Here is a 16,870-nt window from a genome sequence, read left to right on the forward strand (position 1 = left end):
CCTCAAGGCAAATCCTTTGGCAGGCGCAGATCCTCTACGGCGCTGTGTAGGCTGCCGCCAATTGTTTCCCCGCTCCCAGTTGTGGCGGCTGGTTAGGCAATACGACACTCACCAGGTGCTTTTGGGCAGAGGCATGGGTCGTTCTGCCTACCTATGTCGCCGGCTAGAATGCTTGCAGGCAGCCCGGCGGAGGCACCAGATGAGTAGAGCCCTCAAGGCGCCGGTGCCCGACTCGCTGTGGCAACTGCTGGAGCAGGAATTGCTGCGCAGTTTTGAGGCAGAAAGCCTCCAGGAGACATCAGTCCCAGAGGGGCGAGTCTCAGAGCAACCTCAGTAGCCCTGAATCGGTCAAGGTACCGGGTTCACTCCGTTCCAGCTACACGGTAGCCCCTCTTAGCTGTCAGAATGGGGCTGGGGGAGGTCGGCCGTGGCCAACTTCTGGGAACTGTAGAAGGGCTATCCTAAAAAGCACTGTCGGTGTTGCTTCCTGCCCTAGTTGCCTATGCCCCCCGGCCCTTTTGGACTTAGATTCCCCCTGGAATTATGCTGCAGCAGGTTTAGTCTCAATCCGTTAATTGAGGTTGATTCAACTCCTGTAAAACTGACAAGGAGAGAGGAGCAGAGGCAAGCAGAGGAATGACCGACAAAGTTCGACTGTACGACCTTGCCCGCGAACTGGGGCGTGACAATCGCGAGGTGCTGGAGGTTTGTGAGCAGTTGGGGATCCCTTTCAAGAGCCACAGCAGCACCATTTCCCTAGAGCAGGCTGAGTTGGTGCGTAGCAAGCTGGGCAAGTCCCCTATTGTGAAACCACCTCGCCCGCGGAGCAAGCCGCAAGGAAGCTCGCCAGCCGAGCCGGCGGCGGAAGCCAAGGCGAGCGAGCGCCCTCAGGCTATTGTTGGCATTCGCCGGCCTGCTCCTGCTCAGCAGCCAGCCCCCCCTAGTGAAGCCAGTCCTCCCAAAACGCTGCTGCAGCGACCTGAACGTATCCCTCCGCCAAAAGAGGCTCCTGCAGTCAGCCCGCCGCAGCCACCAGTTGCTCGCGTGGGTGAGACAAGGCCACAGCTGACGCCCCCTCCAGCTCGACCTGAGCCGGCTGTAGCCAAAGCAGCTAGCCCCCAGGCCGGCCCTGCTCCGGCGGCCAAGCGCCCAACGGTGCTTCCCCCTCCACGACGGCCCGAGTCGCCTCAAGCGGCTTCCGAGCCCAGCCCTGCTCCTGGTCCTGCAGAAGCGAAGGCTTCTTCTCCCCCAACCGCCCAGCGACCGCGTCCCCAGCTCGTGGGCCCACCTGTTCGCCCTACCAGTCCTCCCGAGCGCCAGCCAGCAGCTCCCAAAAAGGAAGACAGCCCCAGCAAAGTGGAGGAGGCTCCTCGTCCCCAGCGGCGGCTGGAGTTGGTGGGGCCCCCCACCCGTCCTACCGCTAAAACGGTTCCCGCCGAGCCAGCATCCTCTCCCCCCTTGCCAGAAGGGATCTCCACTCCCGTGCTGGTCGAGGCTCCTGGGCGGCCTGCCACGCCCAAGGTCAAGCGCAAGACGGTGGAAGAAGAGGAGGACGAGGAGCTAAAAGCCCTCGAACGGCGATCCAGCCGCAGCCAGGCCGAGCGCAAGCGCAAACGCAGACGCGAGGAAGGAGATGGAGATGGCTTGGATTTGGATTCTCTGACGGCGATCTCCACCGTCAAGCAAGCGCAGCTAAACGCCATCCAGCCCTTGCCCCGTCCCACTGCCAAGCCCCCTGCCCAGCGTCCGTCGACAGCGGCTGTTTCAACCCCGCGCCCTCGGCCAGCTGCTGAGCGCTCCCCGCAGCTATCCACTAAAACTAGCCCCCCTGAGGAGACGGCGGAATTGCCGCCGCAAGAGAAGGTTCTGGTTCTTGAGGGCAGCCTCAGTGTGCAGGAACTAGCCCAGCGCCTGCGGGTGTCGGAAACTGAGATCATCAAAACCCTCTTCTTTAAGGGGGTGAAGGTAACCATCAACCAGGTTTTAGACGAGTTGCTGGCTGAGACGGTGGCCAAAGAGTTGGGCTATGAGATCCGCCGGCCGGAGACGGAGCCCAAAGCTAAGAAAAGCGAGATGCTTGAGCTGGAGGACATTGACCACCTGGTGCCCCGTCCGCCGGTGGTCACCATCATGGGTCACGTGGATCACGGCAAAACCACTTTGCTCGATGCCATCCGCCACACTAACGTGGCCCAGCAAGAAGCCGGTGGGATCACCCAGCGCATTGGCGCCTACCACGTGGACGTAGACTTTGAGGGCCAGAAGCGGCGCATTGTTTTTCTGGATACTCCTGGCCACCAGGCCTTCACGGCCATGCGCGCCCGCGGCGCCAGCGTTACTGACATCGCTGTCCTGGTGGTGGCTGCCGACGATGGGGTGCAGCCGCAGACGCTGGAGGCCATCAGCCATGCGCGGGCAGCCCAGGTGCCCATCATTGTGGCCATCAACAAGATTGACAAGCCCGGCAGCCAGCCGGAGCGCGTCAAGCAGCAGCTGGCAGAGCATGGGCTGGTGCCGGAGGAGTGGGGTGGCGACACGCCCATGGTGCAGGTCAGCGCTCTCACCCGCCGCAACCTAGACGCCTTGCTAGAGATGATCCTGTTGGTAGCGGATGTGGCGGAGCTGCAGGCCAACCCCAATCGTCCCGCTCGCGGCACTGTTATCGAGGCCCACCTGGACAAAGCGCGGGGGCCAGTGGCCACTCTATTGGTGCAAAACGGCACCCTGCGGGTGGGGGATACGCTGGTGGCGGGCGCAGTGTTTGGCCGCGTCAAGGCAATGATGGACGACCGTGGCCAACGGCTACAGGAGGCCGGGCCCTCTTCAGCGGTACAACTGCTGGGCTTGGAGGAGGTGCCGGCGGCAGGGGATGAGTTTCAGGTCTACAGCGATGAGAAAGAGGCACGCCGCATTGCTGAGGAGCGGGCGGAGGCGCTGCGGCAGAGCCGCTTGCAACAGGCGTCGCTCTCTCGCCGCGTCAGCCTGGCTAGCATTTCAGCTCAAGCTCAGGAAGGCCAGCTCAAAGAGTTGAACCTGATCCTCAAAACAGATGTCCAGGGATCCGCCGAGGCCATCCAGACGGCCCTGCAGGATCTGCCGCAAGAGGAGGTGCGCCTGCGGGTTCTTCTGGCAGCTCCTGGGGAGATCACCGAGACTGACGTGGATCTGGCAGCAGCCAGCGACGCCATTATCTTGGGCTTTAACACCACCTTTGCCCCTGGCGCGCGGCGGGCTGCCGACGAGAAGGGGGTCGATGTGCGCGAATACGACATCATCTACAACCTGCTGGACGACCTGCGGGCAGCCATGGAAGGCCTGCTGGAGCCGGAGGAGGTAGAAGAGCCGCTGGGCCAGGCGGAAGTGCGCAAAGTCATTCCCATCAGCCGCGGCACCGTTGCCGGCAGCTACGTGCTCTCCGGCAAAGTGCAGCGCAATGCCCTGGTGCGGGTTCGCCGCAAAGGAGAGGTAGTCTACGAGGGGCGCCTCGACTCTCTCAGACGCTTCAAGGACGACGTGCGGGAGGTAACTGCCGGCTTCGAGTGTGGGATCGCCATCGAGAAGTTCGACGCCTGGCAAGAAGGGGACATTATCGAGGTCTACCAGATGGTTACCAAGCGGCGGACCCTAGCGCCTGCCTAGTCATTTGGGCGGCCTCCCCTCCCAGCGGGAGGATTTGCTCGAGAACAGTGGAGGCAGTTGTCAAGGGGAAGGGAGGAATGCAGCGGAGCCAGCGATTGAGTCAGATGTTGTTTGTAACCCTGCGGGAGGATCCTGCCGAAGCAGAGCTGGCCAGCCACAAGCTGCTGCTGCGAGGCGGCTTTATCCGGCGGCTCTCCTCCGGGATCTACACCTATCTGCCCCTGCTCTGGCGGGTGCTGCAGAAGATCTCGAACATCATTCGGGAAGAGATGAACGCCATTGGGGCCCAGGAGTGTCTCTTGCCCCAGTTGCAGCCAGCGGAGATCTGGCGGGAGTCGGGCCGCTGGGAGGTGTATACCCAGGCAGAAGGGATCATGTTTGCCCTCGAAGACCGCCAGGGGCGCGAGCTGGCCCTGGGCCCCACCCACGAAGAGGTGATTACCCTGCTGGCCCGGGATCTCATCCGCTCCTATCGCCAGTTGCCGCAAATCCTCTATCAAATCCAGACCAAGTTCCGCGACGAGATCCGACCTCGCTTTGGCTTGCTGCGGGGCCGGGAATTCCTCATGAAAGACGCCTACTCCTTCCACGCCACTGAAGAGAGCCTGCGCCAGACCTACCAGGATATGTACCGCGCCTACAGCCGCATCCTGCGTCGCTGCGGGCTACAGTTTCGCGTGGTGGAGGCCGATGCTGGCGCCATTGGCGGGCCCTCGGCAATGTCCCAGGAGTTCATGGTGCTGGCTTCTGCCGGGGAAGACGAGATCCTCTACACCCCCGATGGCTCCTACGCTGCCAATGTGGAGAAAGCCGTCTCCCTTCCGCCGCCGGCAGCCGAGTCTCCCTACACAGCCTTCCAGGTTCTGGATACGCCGGGAACGGAAACCATCGAGAAGCTGGCGGCTTTTTTGAAGATCTCCCCCACTTTGATCGTCAAGAATGTGCTCTACCAGGCCCTTTACGACAACGGCCTGCGGGTGGTGGTTTTGCTCAGCATCCGCGGGGATCAAGAGGTCAATGAAGTGAAGTTGGCCAACCACCTCAACCGTCTGGCGGAGCGCTACCAAGCCAAGAAGCTGCTCAAACTCACTTTGGCAGATGCTGAGATCCAAAAAAGCTGGCAAGGGGATCCGGTTCCCGTGGGCTACATTGCCCCTGACCTGCCCGATAGCTGTCTAGGCCCGCAGGAACACTTTGCCCCCAAGATTTTGCGCCTGGCTGACCAGACAGCAGCCCTGCTGAAGAACTTTGTAACCGGTAGCAACCAGGTGGGGCGACACGTGGTGGGAGCCAACTGGGGGGAGCAGTACCCCTTGCCGGAGGTGGTTGACGTGCGCAAAGCCCAACCAGGAGATCGCTGTCTATCCAACCCTGACCAAGTGCTCCAGGGGGCAAGGGGCATTGAGGTTGGCCATATCTTCCAGTTGGGCCTCAAGTTCTCGCTGCCGCTGCGGGCTACCTTTGCCGACGAGCACGGCGTTGAGCAGCCGCTGTGGATGGGCTGCTACGGCATTGGGGTATCGCGACTGGCTCAGGCGGCGGTGGAACAGTCCCACGACGCCAACGGCATCATCTGGCCGGTGGCCATTGCCCCCTACCACGTGGTGGTGGTAGTGCCCAACACTGCTGACCCGGAGCAGATGCAGGTGGCAGAAAAATTGGTGCAAGAGCTGGACGCTGCTGGCATCGAGACCCTCTGGGACGACCGAGATGAGCGAGCCGGCGTCAAGTTTAAAGATGCCGATCTCATCGGGATCCCCTATCGCCTGACTACGGGGCGCAGCCTCAAGCAGGGCAAGGTGGAATTGGCGGAACGGGCCACCGGTCAGGCCGTAGACCTTCCCATCGAAGCGGTGGTGGCTACCCTGAAAGAGCGCCTTGCTGCTGCTCTAGCGGTGCCCGACTGAGGAGTTGCCTTGCAGCGGTTTTTTCCCTATGATGGGGTATATCTCGATCCTCGGTAGCTCAGCGGTAGAGCGGTCGGCTGTTAACCGATTGGTCGCAAGTTCGAATCTTGCCCGAGGAGCTTGCTAGCTGAAATCTCAAGCCAGGGGGTATAATGCCCTCTGGCTGTTTCTTCGTCACGTCTTCCGAGGGTATTGGCTGTGATCGACCTGTCGCGGATCCCCGCCCAACCAGAGCCAGGCCTGCTCAACCTTTTGATCGAGATCCCTGGCGGCAGTAAGAACAAGTACGAGTTTGACAAAGAGATGGGCGTGATGATCCTAGACCGGGTGCTCTACTCCTCGGTGCAGTACCCCTACGACTACGGCTTTGTGCCCAACACGCGGGCAGGGGACGGGGATCCCTTGGATGGCCTGGTGATCATGGATCAGCCGACCTTTCCGGGGTGTGTGATTGCGGTGCGCCCGCTGGGCATGCTGCAGATGATCGACGCGGGGGAGCCGGATGAGAAGTTGCTGTGTGTGCCGGCTAAGGATCCTCGCTACGCTTCCGTAACCAAGTTGGAAGATATTGCCCAGCACCGCCTGGACGAGATTGCCGAGTTTTTTGCCACCTACAAGCGCTTGGAGAAGAAAGAAACCCAGATTCTGGGCTGGAAAGGCCTGGCCGAAACCGAGGCCGTTATCGCCAGCAGCATTGCCGCCTGCCAACAGCCCAAGTAGCTCCCCAGGCTTTCCAAGCTGGAGCTGCCGTTGAGGGCGCTGGCCAGTCAGCGCCAAGTTCTCCAGGTTCTTTGAGCTAGCCTAGGTTTAGACGCGACGGCTTCTTCTATGGCGGATATCCTTTACCACCTGGAGCAGTGGGCAGCGGAGCTGGTTCAAGGTCAATTGCAGCACCTTTCTCCCCTGAGCCTGCTGGCAGTGGGTCTAGCAGGTCTGGTTACCAGCCTTTCCCCCTGTATGCTCTCCATGGTGCCGGTAACCATCGGCTACATCGGCGGCTACACTCCCAGCGCCCCCGCAGCGGCCGGAGAGGTGCGCCGGCAGGTCTGGGTGCAATCCCTGGGCTTTGCCGTTGGTGTGGCTTTGACCCTCAGCCTGCTGGGCTTGGGAGCAGCCTTGCTAGGCCGGGTTTACGGACAAACCACCCCCTTTGGATCCCTAGTAGCGGGCGGGCTCGCCATCCTCATGGGCTTGAACCTGCTGGAGGTCGTCCCCTTGCGCTTTCCCAGTTGGTTTAACGGGTTGGAGATCCCTGGCGAGTGGCCCAGACTAGGCCGGTCGGTGTTGCTGGGATCCACCTTTGGTCTAGCAGCCTCTCCCTGCAGTACGCCAGTTTTGGTGGCCTTGCTAGGCTGGGTCTCCACCACAGGGCAGCCCTGGGTGGGGGGTGGGCTACTGCTGACCTACGCCCTGGGGCTGGTCTTGCCGCTGCTGTTGGCGGGGGTGTTTACCGGCGCGATTAAGCAACTGCTGGCCCTGCGGCGCTGGTCGGGCTGGCTTACCTATGCCAGTGGCCTGGTGCTGGTGGGGTTCGGCACCGTCACCATCCTCTCGGCTTGGACCTAGGGGAGCTTGTATGTCCAAGGATTCTGCCCCGCTGGCGCGGTGGCTTTCCCCCCTGCGGCGCTATCTGCGCCATGAACTGCTGCCGCTGCTGGCGGATTTGCGGCTAGCCATCGGCCTTCTCTTGGCAATTGCTGTTTTCAGTGCCATCGGCACGGTAATCGAGCAAGAGGAAACGGTGGCCTTCTATCAGGCCCACTACCCTGAGCAGCCGGCCCTGTTTGGCTTTCTCACCTGGCGGCTGATCCTCAAGCTGGGGCTGGATCACGTCTATCGCACCCCTTGGTTTCTGGCTCTTTTGATCCTACTTGGCAGCAGCCTGGCTGCCTGTTCTCTCACGCGCCAATGGCCGATGCTCAAGGCGGCCCGTCGCTGGAGCTACCTCACCCGCCCCCCTGCCTTCCAGCGGCTGCCCTTTTGGACCTATCTGCCCAAGCAATCCCTGCAAGGATTGCCGCAGCGGCTGCGCCAAGGGGGCTACGCTGTGTTTCAGGAGGGATCCTGCCTCTACGCCCGCAAGGGGTTGATTGGGCGGTTCGGCCCCATCCTGGTGCACGTCAGCCTGCTGCTCATCCTGTTGGGGGCCATCTGGGGCAGCCTTGCTGGCTTCACGGCCCAGGAGCTGATTCCCAGCGGCGGGGTTGCCGCCATCGAACACATCACCGGCGCAGGGGATCTGGCTCGTCTGCCCACCTGGCAGATTCGGGTCAACCGCTTCTGGATTGACTATGCTCCCGACGGGCGGGTGAAGCAGTTTTATTCTGACCTCTCCATTCTGGCTGGGGGCCAGGAGGTCAAACGCCAGACCCTCTCTGTCAACCATCCCCTCTCCTACCAGGGTGTGACCCTCTACCAGGCCGACTGGAGCATCGACAGCATCCGCATCCGCCTCAACAACAGCCCCCCCTTCCAGATCCCAGTGGTGCGGGTGCCCAACCAGGCGGGCAACAAGCTCTGGGGCGCTTTTATCCCCACTCGGCCAGATCTTAGCGAGGGCCTGACGCTGTTGCTGCCGGATCTGCAGGGGACAGCTCTCCTCTACGACACCGAGGGCCAGTGGATAGGATCCCTGCGCCAGGGCATGAGTCTAGCTCTCGACGAAGTTGCCCCGCAGCGCTTCCCCAACCGCCTCACCCTGCACCTGGATGAGGTTATCGGTGCAACCGGCCTGCAGATTAAATCGGATCCAGGGATCCCCCTTGTCTACCTTGGGTTTGGGCTGCTGATGCTGGGAGTGGTGATGAGCTATTTCAGCTACAGCCAGGTTTGGGCCCTGGAGACGGAGGCAGGACTCTACCTAGGGGGCAAAACCAACCGCGCCCTAGTGACCTTCGAGCAGGAGTTTGCCCGCCTGGTGGAGCAGCAAAGGCTTGCCTCCTTTCCTTCTGGGGAGAAAGAGTCCCACCCTGCCCAGGCCAGCCTCTAGGCTCTCTGCCTACAAAAGAAGTCTTGGGGCAACTATGGCTTTTTCTCCTGCGCTGGCGGCTTTTCTTTCCAGCCAAGCCACTGCTATCCCCATCCAAACTCCCTCGACCGTTGCGGAACTGGCTCAAATCCTCAGGGAGTGCCAGGGGCGGAAGGTGCTGCCGCTGGGGCAGGGGAGCAAGTGGGGATGGGCCCCTTGCCTGGAAACAGTGGATCTCATCCTCTCCACCCGGGGGCTGCGCCGCCTCATTGACCATGCGGCTGCCGACCTGACCGTAACAGTAGAGGCCGGCATGACCTTGGCGGAGCTGCAGCAGATCTTGGCCGAGCAAAAGCAATGGTGGCCGGTGGATCCCCTTTACCCTGACTGGGCCACAGTGGGCGGCATTATCGCCACCGCCGATACGGGCTCGCTGCGCTGGCGCTACGGCAGCATTGGCGACCTCGTGCTGGGCATCACCTGGGTGCGGGCCGACGGGGAGGTGGCTAAGGCGGGGGGACGGGTGGTTAAGAACGTAGCCGGTTACAACCTGACGAGGTTGTTTACTGGATCCCTGGGCAGTTTGGGGATCCTGACGCAGGTAACCCTGCGGCTCTATCCTTTGCCGGCAGCCCAAGCAACCCTGCTGGCCACAGGAGCCCTGGCCGACTTGGAGGTCCTGGCTCGGCAGGTGCTGAATGCGCCGGTCAGCCCAGCGGGGGTGGATCTCTGGCTAAGGGGGGAGGGATCCCAGCTCTGGATCCACTTCCACGGCTCGGAGCGGGTAGTTGCCCAACAGACGGCTCTGGTGCAGCGGCTAGCTCCTGCGGGATTGAGCTGGCAAGAGGTAAGGCCTGGGGCTTCGCCTCTGCCCTTGCCCCGTTCGGGGATGGTGTTGGCCAAGTTTGGCTGCCCGCCCAGCCAAAGCCTGGCAACTCTGGAGCAGTTCCAATCCCTTTTCCCTAGCGCCCAGGTGCAACTGCACCGCGGCTGCGGATTGGGGCGAGCCTGGATCCCTCAGCCTGAGCAGGGATCTCTGCTGCAACTGCAGCGCCATCTCCAGGCTGCGGGGGGGTTTCTTGTGCTCTTGGAGGCGCCGCCGGCTCTAAAAACCGCCCTAGCCCCCAACTTTGGCCCGACAGCAACCTTGATGCAGAGGCTGAAGCAGCAGTTTGACCCGGCTGGAATTTTCGGCCCCCGTTTAGTCTAACTGCTTAGGAGCGCCCTCCCCTCCCCAACATCTCCAGCAAGGCTCTAGCAGCATCTTGGCCAGAGAGCCAGGCCCCTTCTACGCGACCTCCAGCGCACCAATCGCCAGCGCACACCAGGGGGAGTCTCTTGCCGGAACCCGTAGGAACGTAGGTGCCAAGGCTGGCTAGACCTATCGCCTCCCCAGGAAGAGCGTAGCGCCAGCGGTGAACCTGGATCCACTGCGGCGAGGCCAGCCAGGATCCCAAGCGCTGGGCGGCATGGGCCAGCAGCTCTCGACCGGCCTTTTCCAGCTCCTCAAGCGCGGCCTCGAGATACAGCGACGACCACTCCGCTCCCCCGTGCAAAACCACCAGCGGCGGCAGGGGCTGGGGCCGCTTGCTGCTGTCTAGGGCCACCCAAGCCAATAGGGGATCGTCCAAACCCTTGATCCCTTTCCAGGGGGGCAGCGGCGTGTCTTCGGCGTAGCTAGCCAACACAGCAACGCAAGGCTGGTAGGCAGCGGATTCCAGAAGGGATAACAGGTTGTCCCCAGGAGCAATCTTTCCTCGCAGCAAAGGCAGCAACTGGGGAGCGGGGATGGCCATCACCAGGGCCGCAGCCTCGTAGCACTGGCCATCTTCGGCTTGCACTTGCCAACTGGTTGGCTGGGGCTCGAGGCCCACTACCCGAGTTTGGGTGTAAACCGCTAGGGGAGCAGCTAGCTGCTTAGCCAGCGCCGTCATGCCCTGGGGAGAGACATAGCGCGGCTTCTGGTCGTTGGCATTTTCTAGGTGCAGCCCTTCCTGATCCAGCAGATGCAAGGAACGAGTCCACTCCCTCAGCAGTCCTAGGCCCAGGAGCTCCCTGACCCAGCGATAGAAGCCATCGGAATTGGCAGTCAGGTACTGCGCTCCGTGATCTACGGGCACTGTCTGTCCAGCGTGCTGAACCCGTCGAGTGGCCATGCGCCCGCCAAGGCCTGCCGATTTCTCCAGTACCAGAACCTGCAGCCCTGCCCGCAACAGTTGCCGTGCGCAGGTTAAGCCGGCCACCCCTGCTCCGACAACAATGACATCCGCTGACTTCCGGTCAGCCAGCGCAGGCGACGGCCCTGCCTCTGGGGGATTTGCGTCCGACATACAGGGAGTCTAGGAGCTGCCAACGGATCCTAGCTGTTGCTCTTGCCAAAGGGGTTGTTACCCCTCTCGCCAAAGAGCTTGGCTTCCCCCTTGATGGCAGCCTTGATGATGTTGTAAGCGGCCCAGCTTACAGCTAAAACAACAGGAGCCAGAATGAGCAGGGGACGGAGATCCATCTCCATAAGCCTTATCCTCTCCAAGGGCAACACAACCTACGTCCAGGATAAACCCAATTGACGTTCCCCCCAGACCCCAAGGGCGGGGATGCTTTCAAGGGCGCGCTGGGCAACACCTCCTCTATGGCGCTGAAGCCTGCTTGCGCTCCTTGGGCCCTGGGCCTTAGCTGGCGGCAGCCTTGGTTAAGCCGGCTCCGCTTTTGACGCTAGGGATCCCTGCAGACGGATAAGCTCGATCGGCAGGCCATCGGGATCGGCAATGAAAGCCACCTCGTAGGTTTGAGACCCAATTTTCTGGCATTGAGGCGGCAACACCACGGTTAGGGGCCCTTGCGCTTGTAAATGCTCTAGGTAGGTGGCCAGGGATCCCCATTCGGGGCCCACCTCAAAAGAGGGGTGGTAGTAGCCCACATAGTGGGGATCCCCAAAGGGATCGGGGGCAGGGTGGGGCTGGGGTACCTGAATCAGCTCCAGACGGCCCCAGGGACCGCGCATCCAGCAGGCCAAAGTGATCCCGGCAGTGAACCGTTCTTCCACCTTAAAGCCCAGCCTCTCGTAGAAGGCCATGGAGCGGAAGATATCGGCGGTGCGAATTGAAAAGTGGTGCATGGTCAGGAGTGTCCCCAGATCTGGAAACCGGAGTCTCAGGAGGAGGCCTAGCGAAAGCTGCCTAGTCAAGCGCAGACAGACTTGCTACGCTCCAGAGAAGAGTCCCTAACTCTTGAGCAACTCTTACAGCACGCCCTAGCCCGCCAAAAGTGGGGGCGCGGTAGCCGCAGTCAGTCTTTTTAGACCTCATCATGCCCAAGCTGGTCATTGTTGAATCTCCTACCAAAGCTCGTACCATCCGCAGCTTCTTGCCCGCCGACTATGAGGTGCAGGCCTCAATGGGGCATGTGCGCGATCTGCCCGAGTCGGCTGCCGACATTCCCGAGGAGGTGAAAGACCAAGAGTGGAGCCGCCTAGGGGTCAATGTCCACGCTAACTTCGAGCCTCTCTACGTGATCCCCAAAGACAAAAGAAAGGTGGTCAAGGAGCTGAAGGAGGCGCTCAAGAAAGCAGATGAGCTGATCCTGGCCACCGACGAAGACCGGGAGGGAGAAAGCATCAGTTGGCACCTGCAACAGGTGTTGCAGCCCAAGGTGCCTACCCGCCGCATGGTGTTCCACGAAATCACCCGCGAGGCCATTCAAGAGGCCCTGCAAAATTGTCGCGAGGTGAACGAGCAGCTGGTGCGGGCCCAAGAGACCCGCCGCATCCTGGATCGCCTGGTGGGCTACACTCTGTCGCCGCTGCTGTGGAAAAAGATTGGCCCCAAGCTCTCAGCCGGGCGGGTGCAGTCGGTGGCGGTTAAGCTCTTGGTGGATCGGGAGCGGGAGCGGCGGGCCTTCAAGAAAGCCTTCTACTGGGATCTCCGAGCAGAGCTGCAGTCAAAGGGCGCTGGCTCGGCGACGGTTTTCCCGGCAGAGCTGGTGAGCCTGGGTGGCAAGCGGCTAGCCAGTGGACACGACTTCGATCCCAGCACGGGGCAGCTGATAGCCGGGCGAGAGGTAGTGCTCTTGGATCAAGCCCAGGCGGAGTCCCTGCGGGAGCGCTTAGTGGGGAAAGTCTGGGTGGTCAGCTCTGTAGAAGAGCGCCCCTCCATCCGCAAGCCCGCCCCTCCCTTCACCACCTCCACGCTGCAACAAGAGGCCAACCGCAAGCTGCGCCTGTCAGCCCAGCAGACGATGCGCATTGCCCAAAAGCTCTACGAGGAGGGCTACATCACCTACATGCGCACCGACTCGGTGCATTTGTCAGAGCAGGCCATCCGTGCTGCCCGCGCCTGCGTGGAGGCGATGTACGGCAAGGAGTACCTCAGCCCTGAGCCGCGGCAGTACACCACTACAACCAAAGGGGCCCAAGAAGCCCACGAGGCCATTCGCCCTGCTGGCTCGGAGTTTCGCCTGCCCAGCCAAACCCCGCTCACGGGGCAGGAGCTGGCCCTCTACGACCTCATCTGGAAGCGTACCGTCGCTAGCCAAATGGCTGAGGCGCGGCAAACCCACACGGTTGTGCTCATTACGGTCGACGAGGCGGTATTCCGGGCCAGCGGCAAGCGCATTGACTTCCCCGGCTTCTTCCGCGCCTACGTAGAGGGATCCGACGACCCAGAGGCGGCTTTGGAAGATCAAGAGGTGCACCTGCCCCTGCTGCAGGTAGGGGAGCAAGTGGACTGCCTGCGGCTGGAGCCGGTGGTTCATGAAACCCAACCTCCGCCCCGCTACACCGAAGCCTCCCTGGTGAAGGTGTTGGAAAAGGAGGGGATTGGCCGGCCCAGCACCTATGCCACCATCCTGAGTACCATCCAGAGTCGGGGCTACGTGAGGTTGATGGGAAGCGCCCTTGTGCCCACCTACACGGCCTTTGCCGTTACCGAGCTGCTGGAAAAATACTTCCCCAACCTCGTCAACGTCCACTTCACTGCCGAGATGGAGCAAACCCTGGACGACATCGCCTCTGGCCAGGCAGAGTGGCTGCCCTATTTGCGCCACTTCTTCCTGGGTGAGCAGGGCCTTGAGGGGCAAGTGAAGGCACGGGAGCTAGAAATTGACCCCAACCTGGCTCGCTCCATCCACCTAGAAAACCTGCCCGCCAAGATTGGTATTGGCCCCTACGGACCCTATGTGGTGGTCGAAACCGAAGCAGGAGAGGTACGTGCCAACCTACCTGAGGATATTCCCCCTGCCGACTTGACCCTTGAACACATCGAGGAGCTCATCCGGCGCAAGCAGGAAGGCCCCAAGCCCATCGCCTTCCACCCAGAGACCCAAGAGCCAATCTACGTGATCCCGCAGGGCCCCTACGGACCCTATGTGCAGTTGGGGGAAGTTTCTGAGGAAAACCAAAAGCCTAAGCGCGTCTCCCTGCCCAAAGGGCTAAAGCCGGAGGACGTCACTCCAGAGATTGCCCTGGGGTTGCTGAGCCTACCCCGTACGTTGGGCGAACACCCCCAATCGGGGAAAAAGGTGCAGGCCGGTATTGGCCGCTTCGGCCCCTACGTGGCTTGCGACGGGGAGTTTCGCTCGCTGCCCCCCGATGAGAATGTCCTGACCATTAGCTTGGAGCGGGCCCTGGAGCTGTTGGCCCAGCCCAAAAAGAGCCGCAGTCGCGCCTCGGCCAAACCCCTAGGCGAGCTGGGATCCCACCCCGAAGATGGCAAGCCCGTAACTCTCCACGACGGCCCCTATGGGCTCTACGTCAAGCACGGCAAAGTCAACGCCTCGCTGCCCAAAGATCTCTCCCCTGCAGCCGTGACCCTGGAGATGGCTCTGGAACTGCTGGCGGAAAAAGAGGGCAAGGCCCAGGCAAAAGCCAGCCGACCAGCGGCGGCCAAGCGGGCCAAGAAGGCTGAAGCTGCTCCCCAGAAGCAACAATCCCCTCCCACCCTCCTGGAGGCTGTCTCCAAAGCTCGGGCTTGAGCGGTGGGGGTAGGGGCAACTTGCTGGCTAACTCGGCTTGTTCTGCAAGGAAACTAAGCAGCTTGTTCAAAAATGCTCCGAACCAAGCTGCTAATGATGGAGAGGGCAATTGCCCCAACCAGTGCCCAGCCGAAGTTGTCAACCTTGAAGGCGTCACCGGCAAGCTTGTCGGCAATGAGCAAGCAAATGGCGTTCAAAATTAGGGAAAACAGACCAAAAGTGAAGATCGTAAGCGGTAGGGTAATCAACTGCAGGAGTGGCTTCACCAAGCTATTCACCAAACCAATGGCTAGCGCCGCTACCAAGGCGCCTCCAAACCCGGAGACGTGGATCCCAGGCAAAAGCCAAGCCAAGATCATCACGCTCAAGGCCGACATCAGCCAGGTGGCTAAAAGAGCTGCCATACCTTCTCCCTTCCCTCGCTGGGGTAGCCGTTTCGCCCTCTATGCTATTTCAATGTGAGACATCTCGGAGGCCGGCAGCTCCTCGGGACTGTACGTTTGCAGGGCCAAGGCATGGATGCTCTGCCCCATCTGCTCGGCTAGGGCGGCGTACACTAGGCGATGGCGCTGCAAAAGCGTTTTGCCAGTAAAAAGAGGCGACACCACCTGTACGCGGTAGTGTCCTCCCGCTCCCTGGTGCCGTCCCCTATGGCCAGCATGGCGGTGCGACTCGTCCTCCACGTGGACGTAGAGAGCTTGCAGCTTTTCAGCCAGGAGCTGCCGCAGGCCATCCAAGGTGAGCATGGGATCCCTCAAGGTTAAGGATCAGCCTTGGCAAAGGCGGCTTCCACCAGGGGGCGCAGCTCGTTGCGGGCATGCATCTCCTGGAGAATGTCACAGCCGCCAATGAACTCCCCGTTGATATAGATTTGTGGGAGGGTTGGCCAGTTGGAAAACTCTTTGATCCCTTGCCGAAGTTCCGGATCCTCGAGCACGTTAATGGCTGTGTAGGGGAAGCCCAAGCTGTCCAAAATGCGCACGGCTGTGTAGGAAAACCCACACATGGGCATTTCTGGGGTGCCCTTCATGTAGATCAGCACCTTGTGGGTGCGAATTTGCTCGCGGATTTTCTCTTCCAAAAGAGGGTCTAGCATAGCCGCCTGCAAGTTAAGCACTAGCCGTGATCTCATTTTCGTTCACTTCTAGGTGGCTTGACATTCTCCCTGCCCTTTGGGGCAGGGATTCTTTCTCAGACAGCAGGATGCCTCCTACTGGCTGCTGAGCTACAAAGCGCTCCGCGCCGCCGTAGGCGAAAGAGCATGAGGCTTAAACCTCAACCCTATGGGGGATGCCATAGCCCCAACTACTGGGCCTAAGCCCAGATACGTTTAGCTGTGCGCTGCACCCTCCTATGAATGGGTGGAGCAATTCTCGCATTCTAGCAAAAGCCGCCCTCTCGCGCTCTTCGGGCCGGAGGCCTTAAGGGCGAGGCTTGAACCCAGTTTTCTTGGTCAACAGGTGTAGGCTGCCAGGGATCCCTCCCACTGGCAACAAAAAGTGCTAGAAGGGGAGAAGTGGAGGTTCCCTATCGGAGGCCGTTCATGCTGACTGAGGCCAAGCAGTCGGCGGCAGAAAGCTCCCAACTAGACAGAGGTGAGGCTCCCCCCTCCAGCCAGCCAAAGCCAAAGCTGGGGTTCTGGCAGCAATTTTGGGAAGATGTCGACTGTGTCTTTGAGCGGGATCCGGCAGCTCGCAACCGCTGGGAGGTCCTCCTCACCTACCCAGGCGTCCATGCCTTGTTTCTGCACCGCATCGCCCATTGGCTGTGGCAGCGGCGCTGCTTCTTGCTGGCCCGGCTGATCAGTTCTATTTCCCGCTCCCTCACCTTGATTGAAATTCACCCAGCAGCCCGGATTGGACGGCGCTTTTTCATCGACCATGGCTGCGGCGTGGTCATCGGCGAGACTGCGGAAATTGGCGACGATGTTACCATCTATCACGGCGTTACCTTGGGGGGCACCTCTTGGACGAAGGGCAAACGGCATCCTACCCTGGAAGACGGGGTAATCGTAGGCACAGGAGCGAAAATCCTTGGCCCAGTCCGCATTGGCGCCAGAGCCCGCATTGGAGCCAACGCCGTCGTGATTCACGATGTGCCCCCTGGGATGACGGTGGTTGGGATCCCAGGCCGTGCAGTCCTCCCACCCCATCAACGCCGCATCCCCGCCCACGGCATTGACCTCGACCACCACCTCATGCCCGACCCGGTAGGACGGGCAATTGAGCAGTTGCTGCACCGCATTCAAGAGCTGGAAGCCGAGGTAGCCCACCTCAAGCAAGAGCGGGAGCAGGCCCGGCAAGAACAGGCTAGAGGCGAATAAGCAGCAGCCGTGCAAGAGGTTTCTTGGGGGGATCCCCTGCCATTGTCCAAGGCAGATCTTGGGATC

General features: G+C 61.2%; 15 protein-coding genes and 1 tRNA gene. 10 read left to right on the plus strand and 6 right to left on the minus strand.

The features are described from left to right. The first annotated feature begins 16 nt into the window (after window positions 1-16). The 8 genes from NW807_RS11350 to NW807_RS11385 all read left to right on the plus strand — a co-directional run bounded on the left by NW807_RS11350 (window position 17) and on the right by NW807_RS11385 (window position 9,724). Window positions 17-337, plus strand: coding sequence for a YlxR family protein (locus tag NW807_RS11350; RefSeq protein ID WP_414426160.1), 321 nt, complete (start codon window positions 17-19; stop codon window positions 335-337). A gap of 299 nt (window positions 338-636) precedes the next feature. Next, window positions 637-3,639, plus strand: a complete 3,003-nt coding sequence (infB, locus tag NW807_RS11355) for a translation initiation factor IF-2 (protein ID WP_414426161.1) — start codon at window positions 637-639, stop codon at window positions 3,637-3,639. A gap of 77 nt (window positions 3,640-3,716) precedes the next feature. Beyond that, window positions 3,717-5,546, plus strand: a complete 1,830-nt coding sequence (locus NW807_RS11360) for a proline--tRNA ligase (protein ID WP_414405417.1) — start codon at window positions 3,717-3,719, stop codon at window positions 5,544-5,546. A 47-nt stretch (window positions 5,547-5,593) separates the two neighbouring features. Beyond that, window positions 5,594-5,665: transfer RNA gene (locus NW807_RS11365), tRNA-Asn, on the plus strand. 82 nt (window positions 5,666-5,747) lie between these two features. After that, window positions 5,748-6,266, plus strand: coding sequence for an inorganic diphosphatase (locus NW807_RS11370; protein ID WP_414393789.1), 519 nt, complete (start codon window positions 5,748-5,750; stop codon window positions 6,264-6,266). Between the two features lie 108 nt (window positions 6,267-6,374). After that, window positions 6,375-7,112 carry a cytochrome c biogenesis protein CcdA gene (locus tag NW807_RS11375; RefSeq protein WP_414426162.1) on the plus strand — a complete coding sequence of 246 codons (738 nt, stop codon included), beginning with the start codon at window positions 6,375-6,377 and terminating at the stop codon, window positions 7,110-7,112. Window positions 7,113-7,122: 10 nt separating this feature from the next. Continuing rightward, entirely contained in the window at window positions 7,123-8,535 is a 1,413-nt protein-coding gene (locus NW807_RS11380; RefSeq protein WP_414426163.1) for a cytochrome c biogenesis protein, read from the plus strand. A 34-nt stretch (window positions 8,536-8,569) separates the two neighbouring features. Next, window positions 8,570-9,724 (plus strand): FAD-binding oxidoreductase, encoded by a 1,155-nt coding sequence (locus tag NW807_RS11385; protein WP_414426164.1) that lies wholly within the window; start codon window positions 8,570-8,572, stop codon window positions 9,722-9,724. A 4-nt stretch (window positions 9,725-9,728) separates the two neighbouring features. Here the strand turns inward: NW807_RS11385 and NW807_RS11390 are convergent, their stop codons facing one another. The 3 genes from NW807_RS11390 to NW807_RS11400 form a co-directional block, all read right to left on the minus strand. After that, window positions 9,729-10,844 (minus strand): NAD(P)/FAD-dependent oxidoreductase, encoded by a 1,116-nt coding sequence (locus tag NW807_RS11390; RefSeq protein ID WP_414426165.1) that lies wholly within the window; start codon window positions 10,842-10,844, stop codon window positions 9,729-9,731. A 29-nt stretch (window positions 10,845-10,873) separates the two neighbouring features. Next, the gene (locus tag NW807_RS11395; protein ID WP_414393370.1) at window positions 10,874-11,026 is read right to left on the minus strand and encodes a photosystem II protein Y; all 153 of its coding nucleotides are present in this window, start codon (window positions 11,024-11,026) and stop codon (window positions 10,874-10,876) included. A 177-nt stretch (window positions 11,027-11,203) separates the two neighbouring features. After that, window positions 11,204-11,629, minus strand: coding sequence for a VOC family protein (locus tag NW807_RS11400; protein ID WP_414409634.1), 426 nt, complete (start codon window positions 11,627-11,629; stop codon window positions 11,204-11,206). Between the two features lie 191 nt (window positions 11,630-11,820). On the opposite strand from NW807_RS11400, the gene topA reads away from it, so the two are divergent. Next, window positions 11,821-14,481, plus strand: coding sequence for a type I DNA topoisomerase (gene topA / locus NW807_RS11405; protein WP_414426166.1), 2,661 nt, complete (start codon window positions 11,821-11,823; stop codon window positions 14,479-14,481). A gap of 53 nt (window positions 14,482-14,534) precedes the next feature. Here the strand turns inward: topA and NW807_RS11410 are convergent, their stop codons facing one another. The 3 genes from NW807_RS11410 to grxD are packed head-to-tail and all read right to left on the minus strand — an operon-like array spanning window position 14,535 to window position 15,577. Further along, window positions 14,535-14,885 (minus strand): phage holin family protein, encoded by a 351-nt coding sequence (locus NW807_RS11410; protein ID WP_011429463.1) that lies wholly within the window; start codon window positions 14,883-14,885, stop codon window positions 14,535-14,537. A 39-nt stretch (window positions 14,886-14,924) separates the two neighbouring features. Beyond that, entirely contained in the window at window positions 14,925-15,227 is a 303-nt protein-coding gene (locus NW807_RS11415; protein ID WP_414409637.1) for a BolA family protein, read from the minus strand. Between the two features lie 14 nt (window positions 15,228-15,241). Continuing rightward, a complete protein-coding gene (gene grxD, locus NW807_RS11420) occupies window positions 15,242-15,577 on the minus strand; it encodes a Grx4 family monothiol glutaredoxin (RefSeq protein ID WP_414393788.1) in 336 nt (111 codons plus the stop codon). 447 nt (window positions 15,578-16,024) lie between these two features. On the opposite strand from grxD, the gene cysE reads away from it, so the two are divergent. After that, window positions 16,025-16,804, plus strand: a complete 780-nt coding sequence (gene cysE, locus NW807_RS11425; RefSeq protein ID WP_414393362.1) for a serine O-acetyltransferase — start codon at window positions 16,025-16,027, stop codon at window positions 16,802-16,804. Window positions 16,805-16,870 lie beyond the last annotated feature (66 nt).

This window comes from Synechococcus sp. R70.1 (assembly GCF_047461675.1).
In the GTDB taxonomy this organism is placed as follows: Bacteria; Cyanobacteriota; Cyanobacteriia; order Thermostichales; family Thermostichaceae; genus Thermostichus.

What these genes read in the sequence shown, in the direction of transcription:
- infB (WP_414426161.1), top strand. Translation starts at nt 637, where the DNA reads ATGACCGACAAAGTTCGACTGTACGACCTTGCCCGCGAACTGGGGCGT.
- NW807_RS11360 (WP_414405417.1), top strand. Translation starts at nt 3,717, where the DNA reads ATGCAGCGGAGCCAGCGATTGAGTCAGATGTTGTTTGTAACCCTGCGG.
- NW807_RS11375 (WP_414426162.1), top strand. Translation starts at nt 6,375, where the DNA reads ATGGCGGATATCCTTTACCACCTGGAGCAGTGGGCAGCGGAGCTGGTT.
- NW807_RS11380 (WP_414426163.1), top strand. Translation starts at nt 7,123, where the DNA reads ATGTCCAAGGATTCTGCCCCGCTGGCGCGGTGGCTTTCCCCCCTGCGG.
- NW807_RS11385 (WP_414426164.1), top strand. Translation starts at nt 8,570, where the DNA reads ATGGCTTTTTCTCCTGCGCTGGCGGCTTTTCTTTCCAGCCAAGCCACT.
- NW807_RS11390 (WP_414426165.1), bottom strand. Translation starts at nt 10,844, where the DNA reads ATGTCGGACGCAAATCCCCCAGAGGCAGGGCCGTCGCCTGCGCTGGCT.
- NW807_RS11395 (WP_414393370.1), bottom strand. Translation starts at nt 11,026, where the DNA reads ATGGAGATGGATCTCCGTCCCCTGCTCATTCTGGCTCCTGTTGTTTTA.
- NW807_RS11400 (WP_414409634.1), bottom strand. Translation starts at nt 11,629, where the DNA reads ATGCACCACTTTTCAATTCGCACCGCCGATATCTTCCGCTCCATGGCC.
- topA (WP_414426166.1), top strand. Translation starts at nt 11,821, where the DNA reads ATGCCCAAGCTGGTCATTGTTGAATCTCCTACCAAAGCTCGTACCATC.
- NW807_RS11410 (WP_011429463.1), bottom strand. Translation starts at nt 14,885, where the DNA reads ATGGCAGCTCTTTTAGCCACCTGGCTGATGTCGGCCTTGAGCGTGATG.
- NW807_RS11415 (WP_414409637.1), bottom strand. Translation starts at nt 15,227, where the DNA reads ATGCTCACCTTGGATGGCCTGCGGCAGCTCCTGGCTGAAAAGCTGCAA.
- grxD (WP_414393788.1), bottom strand. Translation starts at nt 15,577, where the DNA reads ATGCTAGACCCTCTTTTGGAAGAGAAAATCCGCGAGCAAATTCGCACC.
- cysE (WP_414393362.1), top strand. Translation starts at nt 16,025, where the DNA reads ATGCTGACTGAGGCCAAGCAGTCGGCGGCAGAAAGCTCCCAACTAGAC.